The sequence below is a fragment of the Pedobacter jejuensis genome, from assembly GCF_003725795.1.
GTDB classification, from domain to species: domain Bacteria; phylum Bacteroidota; class Bacteroidia; order Sphingobacteriales; family Sphingobacteriaceae; genus Pedobacter; species Pedobacter jejuensis.
In genome coordinates, this window is sequence record NZ_RBEE01000023.1 from 427,793 (window position 1) to 441,849 (window position 14,057).

Sequence of the window (14,057 nt, forward strand, 5' to 3'; positions counted from 1 at the left end):
TCATAATTAAATACATCAATATTTCTGTTGATGCAAAGCGCTTGTATTTGGTCCAAAACGAATAATCTTTATCCTGGTTAGGCATATTGTAATTTGAACTGCAAAAGTAGCCTTTTAAACTGACTTATTTTTGGGGCTTAAAGGTTGTAATCTGTTTTGCCATTCCCCTAAATAACACAATGTGGAAAGGCCACATGGCGTACCAATACATTCTGCCCCATAAACCTTTCGGTCTGAATGTGGCAATTTGCGATAAAAATGCTTTGCCATGTAATTCTACCAATTTCAGTTCCAACCAGGCTTCTCCCGGAACCTTCATTTCTGCAAACAAAAGCAGCCTTTTATTTTTTTTATCAGCCAAAAGCACCCTCCAAAAATCCAATACATCTCCAGCCTGAATATCAACATTGCTGGTTCTGCCCCTTCTGGTTCCAACGCCGCCAAACATTTTATCTAATAAACCTCTAAATTGCCAAAGCCAATCCATATAGTACCAACCTCTACTGCCGCCGATACTCCAAATGTTGTCAAAAACTTCTTCTGCTTTACGTTCAAAAGGCATTTTTACTTTATATTCTAATGTTCCATTTTGCGGAACTTTTATCTGATCCATAAAATTTGTGTCCAAATAGCCACGATTTAATGCATCTTTCCAACTTGAAACAATAGAATTTTGGTCAATTTTTTCAAAAGCCAAATGCAGCGATTCTGCATAGGTCAAACACTCACGAGGAACAACATCATGTATTCTATCATCTTTACACACCACCTCATTTTTCATGCTATCAACCAAACTTCTTGCTAACGAATACGGAACAGGTGTAATCATGTTTAGCCATAAAGATGATAGCCTTGGCGTTAAAACAGGAACTGTAAAAATCCAACGCTTTAAACCACGTTCTTTGGCATAGCCCATCATCATTTCCCGATAGGTTAAAACATCAGGACCACCGATATCAAAAGTTTGGTTGTATGCTTTTTCATTGTGTAAAACGCCTTGTAAATAAGCAAGTACATCACGAATTCCAATTGGTTGGCATTTGGTTTTGACCCATTTTGGTGTTACCATAACAGGTATTTTCTCCGTTAAATCTCTAATAATTTCGAAAGATGCACTACCCGAACCTATTATTATAGCTGCCCTTAAAATGGTGCAGGCAATTTTCGACGCTTTCAATTGCTCCTCCACCGCCAAACGAGAGCCTAAATGTTTTGATAAATGTTCATCATTTGCTATGCCTGTTAAATAAATAATCTGTTTACAGTTGGTACGTTGTAGCGCTTTTGAGAAGTTTTCGGCAGATTTCTTCTCCATATCATCAAATTCTGACCCATGTGACGACATTGAATGAACAAGATAGTAGGCAGCATCAATATCCGAAGGGATTTCCTTGAGGCTTTCTGCATCTAATAAGTCTCCGGTAATAATTGTAACCTGCTCACTTAAATCAGATTGATTAATAAATCTTCTTTTATCGCGAACCATGCAAACAATTTCGTGGTTTTCTTCTAAAAGTAATGGCAACAATCGTGTACCGATATAACCATTGGCTCCAGTTAATAATACTTTCATTTTTAATGATATTGATAGTAACAGATATGTGTTGTGCTTTGTTGTAAGTTAAGCGTAAATGATTTATTATCAATACTTCAGAAAGCTATAAAAGTCAGCAAAAGTGTCATATTACTGTAAAGGGATATGCTAATAATTGCTATGTAACCGCCACGTTACAATAAAAATCATATTTGAGCGTAGATATTCTTGATATTGAAACAAACATCCCTGAATGAAGAAAAATATAATGGGCTTTGTTATGACCTTAATACTAGGAATTAGCATAGTTGGAACGGGCTTTAAAGCGGTGGAGCATCCACAAAAAAACCAAACATTTTTTATTAAAAATAATTCTGATACTGATAGTTTGTACACACAGTATTTATCAGAAATTTATCACAGCATTCACTTAGATTCTGTAGGATTAAGTTTCAATGTTTTTGAGAAAGCATTAACTGGTTACTACAACATTAAATCTCAAGGATTGTTAAATACAAAATCTATATTAACAATTGCCGATTTTGACCAGGAAAGCACCAAAAAGCGACTTTACATTATCGATTTAAATAAAAAAGAATTGATTTTGAATACTTGGGTTGCACACGGACAAAATAGTGGTGGCGATAAGCCAGATTACTTCTCTAATGCTGTAAATTCGAACACCAGCAGTTTGGGTTTCTATTTAACCGGCGAAGTTTATTTCGGTAAACATGGTCGCTCTTTAAAATTGGATGGAATGGATTTTGGCTTTAATAATAATGCCCGCGAACGTGCTATCGTGGTGCATGGTGCAGATTATGTATGCCAAAACAGTATAAACCAATTGGGCAGATTAGGTAGAAGTCAGGGTTGCCCTGCAGTTGCAACTAAACTTGCAAATACCGTTATTAATGCAATTGCTGATAAGACAATTTTATTTATCAATAGCACTGCTCAACCTTATACTTCGCAATATTTAAACGAAACATTGGCCGCCGGCATTGCGCTAAATCAGAACCAGTTTTTTGCTTCTAATTTTAATTGATTGGATTAAACGCAGGTTTGAACGTTTTTGAAATAGGCATTGATTAAAGAAATCGTTGTTTACGTTTTTATTGATTTGGAAATGAGTGCTTCGGTAATACTTGGGGAGTTGTAGTCCTGCTGTACCTCCAAGCCCGATGAAAAATCGGGGCTTTCCGTCCCATCAGGTTTAGAAATTAAGTTCGATGCTCTTGGGAAAATCATTAGAGATTAGAAAATTTTTCATGATTTACGAATGCTATTTTAGACTTTTAGGTTTCTCTTTCCTATATTGTTGGGAAATATCCATAAAGTTAAATTAACAAAGCGTCCAACAAAATCCCAAAGCCATCTATTGCTATCTAAATGTTTCTCTCCGCAATCGATTATTTCAGCTCGTTTGATGCCTTTTTGAACAAGCTTTTTTATCCACGATATATTGATGTGCTTCTTTATTAACAGCCCAATATAATCGCTAAAGATATGAGCCCAAATTTCTACAACGAATGATTTGTTGTTAATATCTAATGATTTACCAAAGACTTCTGTATAATCAGCCTTTATGGTTTCGACAAGCTTAAATGTTCTTAATTTAACTTCTTCGTTTAAATAATTCCATAGATTTTTATCGCTATACAAACGCACAATACCTTTATCAAGGCTAACTTTAATTTCGAAGTTTTCTAAATTGTAAATCTTATCCATTTGATAATTAATGTTTGTTAGACAAATAAGTTGTGTAAATGTTATTTTCCGATGTGAATTTTTATACAACAATGTAATCCCTCTGGAATTTTTGTGAATAATTTTTTAAACGCTGCCCGAATAATTTTAATCATCTTTGAGGTCTTAAAAGCTAAACCTATTAATGAAAATTGTTATTGCAGAAAAGCCATCTGTTGGTCGCGAACTTGCCAAAGTTTTTGGAGCAACCACCAGAAAAGACGGATATATAGAAGGGAAAGGTTATTCTTTTACCTGGGCTTTCGGACATTTGCTACAACTTGCACCACCACAAGATTATGGTTTTATTGGCTGGCGAAAACAGCATTTACCCATGTTGCCTGCTAAATTTAAACTCGCCATTAGAAAGATAAAAACGAAAGATGGTTTTGTTGAAGATCCTGCAGTTAGAAAGCAGCTCGATACCATTAAAAAACTTTTTGATGAAGCTACGGAAATCATCGTAGCTACCGATGCGGGACGAGAGGGCGAATTAATCTTTAGGTATATTTATTACTATTTAAAATGTAAAAAGCCTTTTAAACGCCTTTGGATTTCATCGCAAACGGATGAAGCCATTAAAGATGGATTTAGGAATTTAAAACCAGGGACAGATTACGATACATTATTTAATTCAGCACATTGCCGCTCAGAGTCTGATTGGCTGGTGGGGATGAATGCAACACAAGCACTTAGTATATCTGCAGGAAACAGAACTGTGCTATCGCTTGGTCGGGTGCAAACGCCTACCCTAGCCATGATATGTGCTCGCTTTTTGGAGATAAAGAATTTTGTACCACAAACGTATTTTCAAATTAGCATACAACTTATCAAGGATGAGCAAACCTTTAAAGCAGTTTCTGTAACAAATTACAAAGATAAAAGCGAAGTTGAGGGTATTTTTAAACTGGTAGAAGATGTAGCTTCCGGATTTCCAACGGGAGGAAATATCACGGCTGTTGAGGCCAAACCAAGAAAAGAACCACCACCACTTTTGCATGATTTAAGTTCGCTGCAACAAGAAGCTAATAAGAAAAAAGGTTTTACTGCCGACCAAACTCTTAACTTACTTCAAAATTTGTACGAAAGTAAACTGGTTTCCTATCCGCGTACGGGTAGCCGTTATATTGGCGATGATGTATTCGCTGGGATACCTGCTTTAATTGATAATTTTACCAACCATGCAGAATTTGGTAAACAAGCAAAATTTTTGCAAACTACAACTTTAAACAAGCGAAGTGTAAACGCCAAAAAGGTAACCGATCACCATGCCATTTTACCAACTGGAGAAGAAGCTTACGGATTAAGTGCTGATAAACAAGCGATTTATGATATGGTTGTTGGTAGAATGCTCGAAGCATTTCACCAGGAATGTATCAAAGAAATCACCAAAATTACCATTTCCTCTGCTGCAACTTTTATGGCTAATGGAACTGTTATTCGATCTGCCGGATGGCGCTCCGTTTTTAATGAGACAGAGGACGATAAGAAAGATGAAGACAATATATCATTGCCGAAAGTTGCTGTTGGCGAACAATTACCTATTGTTGAGAAAACACTTTTAGAGAAACAGACCAAGCCGAAACCAATGTATAATGAAGCTTCATTGCTTAAAGCTTTAGAAACATCCGGTAAAGAAATTGAAGATGAAGAATTGCGTTACGCTATGAAAGACAGTGGTTTAGGTACACCTGCAACTCGAGCATCAATAATTGAAACCCTAATAACTAGAGAATATATAATCCGTGAGAAGAGAAATCTTTTGCCAACAAATAAAGGCTTAGCCGTGTATGAGGTGGTTAAGGATAAGCAAATTGCACAGGCAGAATTAACAGGACAATGGGAAAAACGTTTAGAGGAAATACGCTCTGGAGCTTCTGTAAAAGAATTTAAAGCAGAAATTATTGAATATACAAAAACCATTACAAGCGAATTGTTAATTGCTGGAACAGGAATATTAGGAAAATTGGAAGAAAGAAAACCCGAGAAGGTTAGCTAAAGCACGGTTTCGATAATTTCTTTGGTGCAAGTGTTCATGTTTTCGTTTTTTTGAATGAAGCCAATAGCACCAGCAGCTAAATATTCTGGTTCTAAAGTTTCTTTATCGTTCCCACTAAACATTACAATTTTTAATTCGGGATAAATGGCTTTTATATCTACAACCGTTTGTGGACTACTATCACCATTCGGCATATTAATGTCTAATAACAGTAAATCAAACCGCTCTTGGCTAAGGCATTCAAAGGTATCATCTAAATTAGTGGTTTGTTTTATGCTTGGATTATCTAAATACTTAATAAATAAACCCCTCATTACCAGTCGCATTAGCTCATTATCATCAGCAATTAAAATTTTAAGATTTTCTTTCATTTAGGGTTTTGATTGATGAATTTTTATTGCATCATGCACTAATCTTCATAAAACATCATATTAAATTTACCATTGTAAAATTGTACAAATCTAATAATCAATAAAATGAGCGGATGAGATGATAAACCAAAAATAATAAATTTATTCTTTTTTGGATAATATTTTGCTCTTAGTTCAAATATTAAACATCCATAAATTCCCAGGCACTATGGTAAGCGTTTAATTCTTCAGCATACTTCATAAAATCGTTATAAAATGCAAATCTTGATAAGGTACTTCCGTCGCCAATAACGATTAACTTCTTTTTTGCTCTGGTCATTGCTACATTCATTCTTCGAATATCTTGTAAAAAGCCAATGGTACCTTCAGTATTGCTTCGGGTTAAACTAATATATACCACATCTCGCTCCTGCCCTTGAAAACTGTCAATCGTATTTACAGAGATATTATTAGCGTTAGCCATTAACTCAAGATTAGATTGCATTATTTCCTTTAATAAATGTACCTGCTGCTTATAAGGTGATATAACCGCAATACTTGGAAACTTTATGGAAGGTATTTGATGCTTAATGCTATCTACGAGATTAACTAGATGTTTGAACAAAAAAACGGCTTCCTCAGGATTGGTAGTACTTGTTCCGTCTGCCTTTTCGTCGAAGCCGCAGCCTGATGTATCAATAAATAATAGAGGCTCATCATTTTCGAATAGTACGCGATTCGCTATAGCCGAATTTGCTATCAATTTATCATCGTAAAATACTTTAGAAGAATAGCCCATTATCTGTGTATTCATTCGGTATTGTTCATTTAGCAAAACAATTGATTCGGGATGTAAATGAACCAATTTTTCTAATAAGGTTTCTTTTAAACCTAAATTCGATGCCTCATTTGATTTTATGGTTGGTGATAGTTGAAGATGATCGCCAGCGAAAATAACTTTCTCAGCTTTTAAAATTGGTATCCAACAAGCGGGTTCAAGTGCTTGTCCGGCTTCATCAATTACAACAGTATTATATTTTAAGTTTTTAACCGTATAATGATTAGAACCCACCAAAGTTGCAGTAATAATTTGAGCATTATTAAATAGATTATCGATGATGTATTGCTCCGAGTTTTCTATTTCGCGACCAATTTTATGTGCCTCATCAAACAGTGCTTTTCTTTGGTCGCGTTCGGCTTTACCAAAGCTTCGCTTGTATTTATGAGCCATGTTCTTGTACTCGTTCGCTTGCTTTTTTAATGCTTTTATGGATTTCATTTCTGGATGCTCGGCCATTTTATAATCAAGCGTTGCATGCATTAATCTTTCTGAAACCCGGGCAGGATTACCAACCCGAATAACATTTAACCCTTCTTCTGATAATTTCTCGGTTAGTAAATCAACAGCGGTATTGCTTGGCGCAACAACCAGTATTTTCTGATTTTCCTGCTTTGATAGTTCTTTTATCGCCTGAACCAAAGTTGTGGTTTTTCCGGTTCCTGGCGGACCATGAATAACAGCCAATTGATTGGCCGACAGTATCTTATTAACAGCTTCTTGTTGAGAAACATTTAACCTAGAAGAAGTGTACTGATAAACATTTTCATTAATCTCAGGATGCTCATTTGAGGTTAAAACCTTAATTAGCGTGTTTTTTGAATCATCTGCCGATAGTGATATTGCTTGTTTTAAAGCATGATGCATCTCATCATAGCTATTATTATCAAAAAGTAAATCAACACCCAGTTTTTCATCTTTTGTCCAATCGGGTAATTCATCCAAACGCAAACTAATTTTCATTTTATTGCGATTTAAATGTGTAATTACACCATCAATTCTATCATTTTTAGCATCGTGATTGGAGAATAAAACTACAGAAGACCCGAAACGGAATTGTTGAGATAAATCTTGATGAGTGGTTCGTTCAACTTCTATAGTTAGGTAGTCTCCCCTGCCCATTTCCGTATTTCTAATGGCAATTGGATACCATGTTAAACCTAAAGTTCGTCTGTCGGCTGCTGATGTATTTTCTGTTAATTTTAAGTATGCCTGATGATCGGCTTTACGTTCAATATTCAGTAAATCCTGAAGTTTATTAAAATAATCTTTTATCAATGAGTGAAAATTAAGGGCAATAAAGAGTTTGAATGAAATTACAATACCAACTGATGGTGTAATCTTAAAAGTGTTTCTTCGGCATTTTGGCATAAACCAGGGTGCACTTTTGAGCATTGCACAACCGTACTTCTGGTAGCGGTAAGCCAGCGAAAACGTGAAGCCATGTCATATTGTCCGATAGAACCGGAACCAGCAGAACCTGCGCTAATTCTTTCAAAAGCAGATAAGTTTTCAATTATCTCATCTAAATCTAAATCAGCAGAAAAAGCCGAAATTCGGTTTTGATTTAATGCAAATATGGTTTTTAAAAATTTTTGCTTTGCACAGAATAGAATAATGCCCACGTTAATAAATTCTTCGCGTTCTACCCTTGGCATAACCCGAATTACAGCATACTCAAATAAGAATTTCTCTTGCATGCTGTGCTTCTTTTAAAAATATATCAGAATGGGCCAATCTAATTTCAAGGAACTTGGCGTAGGCCTGGCGATGGTCATCTTTTGTTTCAAAAACATTTTCGCCATCTAACCATGCGTCAGGAATTAATGAAACAATGGCTTGAAAGTGTTCAGGTTTTAAAATCTTACGGAAATCTTCATCTACGGTTTCCAGTTCAGATGCTTCTTGTAACAACACATGGTCTTTAACCAATGCAAACGGGCGTTTAGCTTGTTCTTCCCAATTTTGCCATGAATGGTGAAAATATAATGCAGCACCATGGTCAATTAACCACAATTCTTTATGCCATAACAACATATTTGTATTGCGGCAGGTACGGTCCATATTGGTAAGCAAACAATCTAACCAAACAATTTGTGATGCGAGTTTAGCATCAACTTTGGTTACAGTTGGGTCGAAAGTAATTGCACCAGAAAGATAATGTAAAGCTAAATTTAAGCCAACGCTTGCTTTCAATAAATCCTGAATTTCTTCATCGGGTTCGGTTCGGCCAAAGGCTTCATCTAAATTAGAGAAAACCAATTCAGGAACTCTGAGACCTAAAATTCTAGCAATTTCACCACCAATCAATTCGGCAATTAATGCTCTTGAACCTTGCCCGGCACCCCGGAATTTTAAGACATAAAGAAAATCATCGTCGGCTTCTGCTATTGCAGGCATGGAGCCACCTTCTCTGAGAGGCGTAACATACCGCGTAACATTAACCGTTCTTAGTTGAATATCAATCATATTTATCTTTACAAATTTAGTAGAATTATGGTAGATATTATGGTTCCAAGTATCTGTTTAAAATTTTAAGCTTAAAACCTTTAAAAGATTTAGCGGTTGTATTAACATTCTTAACAGCAATAATTATGACACCACCTATTTACTATTTATTTATTTTGGCTTTACCTGTAGCTTGTATTGCATGGACGGTAACAAAGGAAGAAATTTTTAGAGAGGCAAGAGAATATTGTTTAAACCAATCAAAAATTTGCAAGCTATTATTTAAAAGAAAGTTTTTTTATGTTTTTACTTGCGAATATTGCTTTAGTCATTACGTAACCATTTTATTATTGATTGTGACTAAATTTACTTTGTTGTATGCAGATTGGCGAGGCTACATTATATCAGGTTTCTCTATAGTTTGGATTGCAAACATTTACATGAGCTTATATAGTTTGATAAGAATAGATTTAAAAAAAGAAAGGTTAAGAGCAGAAATTGAAGAACTTAAGTTGAAGAAATAGAATATTTTAGAACCTGCTTAAACATGTAAAGAATCAAAAAAAAGTAAAGAATTTTAAAAAAATTTTTCAATTCCCATAAGTAACTATATATTTGCCCTTGAGAGCGTTAATTTAGATGCGGGTATACGACGAAAGTTGTATGCCCGTTTTTTGTTTTAAGACGATAATCTTGCCTCTGCTACCCTTTCAAGACATATTTTTAACCAGGGAGTAAACATTTCTGGCTTTTTAGTAATTTGATTTCTCAATTCATCAAGAGTGAGATATTGGAAATCTTGAACCTCTTCCCTATTAATTTTTGGAATTTCATCTGTGAAGCCAAAAAAAACGTGGTCTAATTCGTGCTCAATCAATCCATCTGGAAAAGCTGCTTTGTACGTAAAATTAAATGCATATTTCAAAGCGCAGTTCATACCCATTTCTTCATCCAAACGTCTTATTGCTGCATCAATATTATCTTCGCCTAAACGAGGATGGCTACAACAGGTATTCGTCCATAAACCACCAGAGTGGTATTTACTGAAAGCTCTTTGCTGTAAAAGCAGTTCGTTTTTTGAGTTGAATATGAAAATAGAAAAGGCTCGATGAAGCAAGCCTTTTGTATGGGCTTCTAGTTTTTCCATCTGCCCAATAGGTAAATCGTTATTATCTACAAGTATTACTTGTTCAGTCATTCTATTAACCTCAGAAATTATTTTAATTAGGGAAAGATTTCAAATTAGTTAAACTTAAATCTTAAATGGCATTCAGCTTATAACGAATCATTGAATCAAACATTAACCCAATCTTTCTACGATTAGAAATTCTTATCCGCTCATTCATAATACGTTCTGCAGTTAAGCCTTTAATTTTTGTAAAAAGTTTTTTATAATAGATATAAGATAAATAAACGCCACTTCTTGATGATGCAGGTAACATTTTAATGCCTACTAAAGCATCCTTAAATTCTTGTTCTATCTCAGCTTCAATTGCTTGTTTTTGCTTATCACAAAATTCTGCAAGGTTCACGTTCGGAAAATAGCTACGATTTAAAGATTGATGATCGGCTTTTAAATCCCTTAAAAAATTAATTTTTTGAAAGGCCGAACCCAGTTTCATTGCAAATGGTTTCAAACGTTGGTATTCAGCTTCATCACCATTGGTGAAAACCTTTAGGCACATCAAACCAACTACTTCAGCCGAACCTAAAATATAAGTATCATAAAGTTCTGGTGTGTATTCTTGTTCATCCAAATCCATTTCCATACTATTCAAAAACAGATGTATTAAATCATGACTGATCTGATATTCGTTAACAATTTTTTGAAAAGAATTAAGTACAGGATTTAAACTTATGCCCAAATCAATTGCTTCGAAGGTATCAGTACGAAATTTATTTAACAGGTATTTTTTATCAAATTCGTGGAAGCTATCTACAATTTCATCAGCTAATCTAACAAAACCATAAATAGAATAAATTGGCATGCGAAGGCTTTTATTCAAAAAATAAATTCCAAAAGAAAAACTCGTGCTATACATCTTAGTGGTAACCTTACTGCAATCCGCCGATAGTTTATCAAATATTTCTTTCATTTTGAGGTGTCTTTAATATTATTTTCGAACTCTTCTAAAGAGTTAAATTTTTTAATGTTTGAGGAGGTGGTAATTTGATTAATGGTTTGCATATTCCCTGCTAAATGTATGTCAATCTTTCCGCAAATTTCTTGCAGATTATCAATATAAGTTTGGGCAGTTTTTAAAGGCCTTAGCTTTACCATAAAAAATAAAACATTATCAATTTTAACATCATCAATAACCCTTTTTACAGAATCTAAAGGTACTTTTGCACCTAAATAAATTACTTTATGTCCGCTTGCTTTTAAAATATATTGGGCGAATAGTAAACCTACATCATGCTCTTCATCTTCTGGCAAAAAGAGCATCCAGGTTTTGGTAGCTGTTGTTTGTTTTAAGGTTAAAAAATCTATAGCTGTATATATCTTTCTTCTGATAATATTAGATAAAAAATGTTCTTGTGCAGGACAAATATTATCCTTACGCCACATTAAACCTAGTCTAACTAAAATTGGATATATTATATTTTTATAAGTTTCTAAAATTCCGGATTTGCCAATACATGACGAAAGAAGTGTTTCGAAGGAAGTCTCATCATAAGCTAAACCAAACTTAATAAGCTGCGTTACGTAATAATCATATTTTGTTGGATTAGAAGCTGGTTGAATTTCCTTTTCTAAAAGTAAATCTACATCTTGATCAGAAAGGCTGCAAATTTTTGAAATCTTTAAACCCGATTGATTCAGACTAACGATATTTAATAACCTAACCAATTGTATATCATCATACAAACGAGTGTTTCCATCCGTTCTTGTTGGTTTTAAGGCATTGTATCGTTGCTCCCAAATTCTTATGGTGTGAGATTGAACACCTGATAATTGTTCGAGGTCTGAAATGGAGTAATTCATTTTTGTTTAAATATATCAATTAAAATTTAAACAAGATGTTATTGAAATAGTTTTTTAAGTTTATATCTTAACTTTTACATTAAAGCTTAAACAGGTACTTAAAACAATAAAATGTATGAGCATTATTACATTATTTCTTTCTTTTAGTAAAAATATTTAGATAATAAATTTCCTGATTTAACACGAACGCGTAACAAACCTACATCAACATGGTCAAAACCTGTACATAAACATTATTTTTTTTTAGTGTGAATATGTTGACCTAATTTTGCAGTCGTTTTAGCCGCTACCAAATATGAAATTGAAGTGTATTGTAATTGATGATGAAATTCATGCCATTAATGGAATAAAATCATATATAACTACATTAAGCAATTTACAATTGGTAGAAGTTTATACCGACCCACTCCAAGCATTGACAGAAATAGGCTCTGGTGCAAACGTTGATATTATTTTTATGGATGTTGATATGCCTATGATATCTGGCATTGAACTCTCAAAAGCACTTCGACACAAAACCGATAAATTAATATTTACGACCTCGCACAGTAAATATGCTTATGAAGCCTTTGAAATGTTTGCCAATGCCTTTTTACTAAAGCCTTATACGTTAGCCCGTTTTGCAGAAACCATTAATCGACTATTTCCGCAGGTAAAAAATGTGATTAATAGTTCGATAAAAATAGAAGAGGATTATTTTTTTATCCGGAATAAAAACGACAATAATAATCTAATTAAAGTACGTAATAAAGACATAATTGCTGTAGAGAGTTTACAAAACTATGTGCGTATTTATACTGTTTATGATACTATTGTTTCTTATATTGGACTTTCAGAAATTAAAGAAATTTTAAAAGAAAACCCAAACTTTGTACAAGCACATCGTTCTTTTATTATTTCTAAAAATCATATAGAGAAAGTTGAAGGCAATACATTAAAAATGACTAACGATTTGGTTGTTAATTTGGGTAATAACTATCGAGATGAAGTGCAAACATTTATAAAAGAAAAAACAATTAAAACCGGCCGATCCTAAATTATTACAACTTCTACGCTCTAAATGAAATCTTCTATAAATAATAATGTTGTTCAACAAAGTAAAATTTGGCAATGGTTAATCGCTAATAAATATCATTTTATTGGTTGGGCCGCTTTTTTGTTTTACGAAATTGTTATTGTAGGTTTTTACACTGGCAAGTTTGGCGCTATAGGCGCTTATATTTTCCATTATTTTATAAATATTTCGATTTTTTATATCCATTCTCTTTACGTATTAAGGTATGGAATGAAAAATCCACGGCAAATTATTTGGAAAGTGCCCTTGTTTTTAATATTAGAAGTTAGCATTTACCTGCTTATCATCTACCTTGCTTATGTTTATGTAAATCAATACACACACATCATCAATAGTAATCAACCGGTAATTAATTTGCAATTCTTTTTAGGCGGGTTATTTAGGGCTGTTTATTTTATAACCTTTGGTACAGGATATTATTTTTTAATAACTTTTAATAAAGAACGCAAAAAAACAGAAGGTTTAGAAAAGCAGCGCTTAAACAATATTATTCAACTCGCTAAATCAGAAAATGCGTATTTAAGGGCCCAAATTCAGCCTCATTTACTTTTTAACACATTAGATTTCATATATCAAAATGCCAGAGAAAATTCTCCTATTGCTGCAGAAACAATAATTGCCCTTTCAGGAATGATGCGTTATGCAGTTGACAGTAAACATAAAGAAGAGTTTATTGAACTAGGTGATGAAATAGAACAAGTAGAAAACTTAATTAACCTACACCAGTTAATGGCAAACCATAGTTTGCATTTGCGTTTTTATTATGATGATGAAATAAAACATGAACGAATTATTCCAATGATTTTAATAACCCTAGTAGAAAATATTTTTAAACATGGCGATTTAACAAAACCCGCAGAAATAACCTTAACCCTAAGTGAAATGCAAATTGTGATCGAAACCAAAAATTCGGTTAAACAGATAAGCACATCAATAAAAAGAAATCGTACAGGGTTAGAAAATATTAATAAGAGATTAGAATATACCTATGGTAGCAAGGCAAAATTGAAACACTATTTTGATGATAATGAACACTTTAATGTAAAAGTTACGATTACAAAATAGATTTTTACGCAACATA

Annotated in this window: 15 protein-coding genes; 5 read left to right on the plus strand and 10 right to left on the minus strand. The window is 33.7% G+C overall.

The window, feature by feature from the left end; translation table 11 throughout:
• Positions 1-124 precede the first annotated feature (124 nt).
• The gene (locus tag D7004_RS12660; protein WP_123206210.1) at positions 125-1,573 is read right to left on the minus strand and encodes an SDR family oxidoreductase; all 1,449 of its coding nucleotides are present in this window, start codon (positions 1,571-1,573) and stop codon (positions 125-127) included.
• Positions 1,574-1,787: 214 nt separating this feature from the next.
• Between D7004_RS12660 and D7004_RS12665 the strand changes: the two genes are divergently transcribed.
• A complete protein-coding gene (locus D7004_RS12665) occupies positions 1,788-2,579 on the plus strand; it encodes a murein L,D-transpeptidase catalytic domain family protein (RefSeq protein ID WP_244214328.1) in 792 nt (263 codons plus the stop codon).
• Between the two features lie 59 nt (positions 2,580-2,638).
• Here the strand turns inward: D7004_RS12665 and D7004_RS20690 are convergent, their stop codons facing one another.
• Complete coding sequence (locus tag D7004_RS20690) at positions 2,639-2,782, minus strand: hypothetical protein (RefSeq protein WP_167459487.1); 144 nt, start codon at positions 2,780-2,782, stop codon at positions 2,639-2,641.
• Positions 2,783-2,821: 39 nt separating this feature from the next.
• Positions 2,822-3,262, minus strand: coding sequence for a hypothetical protein (locus D7004_RS12670; protein WP_123206211.1), 441 nt, complete (start codon positions 3,260-3,262; stop codon positions 2,822-2,824).
• 163 nt (positions 3,263-3,425) lie between these two features.
• On the opposite strand from D7004_RS12670, the gene topB reads away from it, so the two are divergent.
• Entirely contained in the window at positions 3,426-5,279 is a 1,854-nt protein-coding gene (gene topB, locus D7004_RS12675) for a DNA topoisomerase III (protein ID WP_123206212.1), read from the plus strand.
• Here the strand turns inward: topB and D7004_RS12680 are convergent.
• The 4 genes from D7004_RS12680 to D7004_RS12695 all read right to left on the minus strand — a co-directional run bounded on the left by D7004_RS12680 (position 5,276) and on the right by D7004_RS12695 (position 8,936).
• The gene (locus tag D7004_RS12680) at positions 5,276-5,650 is read right to left on the minus strand and encodes a response regulator (RefSeq protein WP_123206213.1); all 375 of its coding nucleotides are present in this window, start codon (positions 5,648-5,650) and stop codon (positions 5,276-5,278) included. The two genes, topB and D7004_RS12680, sit on opposite strands and share 4 nt — an antisense overlap.
• Before the next feature lie 181 nt (positions 5,651-5,831).
• Entirely contained in the window at positions 5,832-7,838 is a 2,007-nt protein-coding gene (locus D7004_RS12685; RefSeq protein ID WP_123206214.1) for an AAA domain-containing protein, read from the minus strand.
• On the minus strand, positions 7,784-8,167 hold the full coding sequence (locus D7004_RS12690; protein ID WP_123206215.1) for a DUF3037 domain-containing protein: 384 nt from the start codon (positions 8,165-8,167) through the stop codon (positions 7,784-7,786). The genes D7004_RS12685 and D7004_RS12690 overlap by 55 nt, the downstream gene beginning before the upstream one ends.
• Positions 8,145-8,936, minus strand: coding sequence for a HipA family kinase (locus tag D7004_RS12695; protein WP_123206216.1), 792 nt, complete (start codon positions 8,934-8,936; stop codon positions 8,145-8,147). The genes D7004_RS12690 and D7004_RS12695 overlap by 23 nt, the downstream gene beginning before the upstream one ends.
• Positions 8,937-9,061: 125 nt before the next feature.
• Here D7004_RS12695 and D7004_RS12700 point away from each other — a divergent pair, with 125 nt between their 5' ends.
• Entirely contained in the window at positions 9,062-9,439 is a 378-nt protein-coding gene (locus D7004_RS12700; RefSeq protein ID WP_123206217.1) for a hypothetical protein, read from the plus strand.
• Between the two features lie 155 nt (positions 9,440-9,594).
• On the opposite strand, the gene idi is transcribed toward D7004_RS12700, so the two are convergent.
• The 3 genes from idi to D7004_RS12715 form a co-directional block, all read right to left on the minus strand.
• Entirely contained in the window at positions 9,595-10,113 is a 519-nt protein-coding gene (idi, locus tag D7004_RS12705) for an isopentenyl-diphosphate Delta-isomerase (protein ID WP_123206218.1), read from the minus strand.
• A 61-nt stretch (positions 10,114-10,174) separates the two neighbouring features.
• The gene (locus D7004_RS12710; RefSeq protein ID WP_123206219.1) at positions 10,175-11,011 is read right to left on the minus strand and encodes a phytoene/squalene synthase family protein; all 837 of its coding nucleotides are present in this window, start codon (positions 11,009-11,011) and stop codon (positions 10,175-10,177) included.
• Positions 11,008-11,901, minus strand: coding sequence for a MerR family transcriptional regulator (locus D7004_RS12715; RefSeq protein ID WP_123206220.1), 894 nt, complete (start codon positions 11,899-11,901; stop codon positions 11,008-11,010). Before D7004_RS12715 ends, D7004_RS12710 begins: the two co-directional genes overlap by 4 nt.
• A gap of 295 nt (positions 11,902-12,196) precedes the next feature.
• Here D7004_RS12715 and D7004_RS12720 point away from each other — a divergent pair, with 295 nt between their 5' ends.
• Positions 12,197-12,937, plus strand: a complete 741-nt coding sequence (locus tag D7004_RS12720) for a LytR/AlgR family response regulator transcription factor (protein WP_123206221.1) — start codon at positions 12,197-12,199, stop codon at positions 12,935-12,937.
• A gap of 24 nt (positions 12,938-12,961) precedes the next feature.
• The gene (locus D7004_RS12725; RefSeq protein WP_123206222.1) at positions 12,962-14,041 is read left to right on the plus strand and encodes a sensor histidine kinase; all 1,080 of its coding nucleotides are present in this window, start codon (positions 12,962-12,964) and stop codon (positions 14,039-14,041) included.
• Positions 14,042-14,057 lie beyond the last annotated feature (16 nt).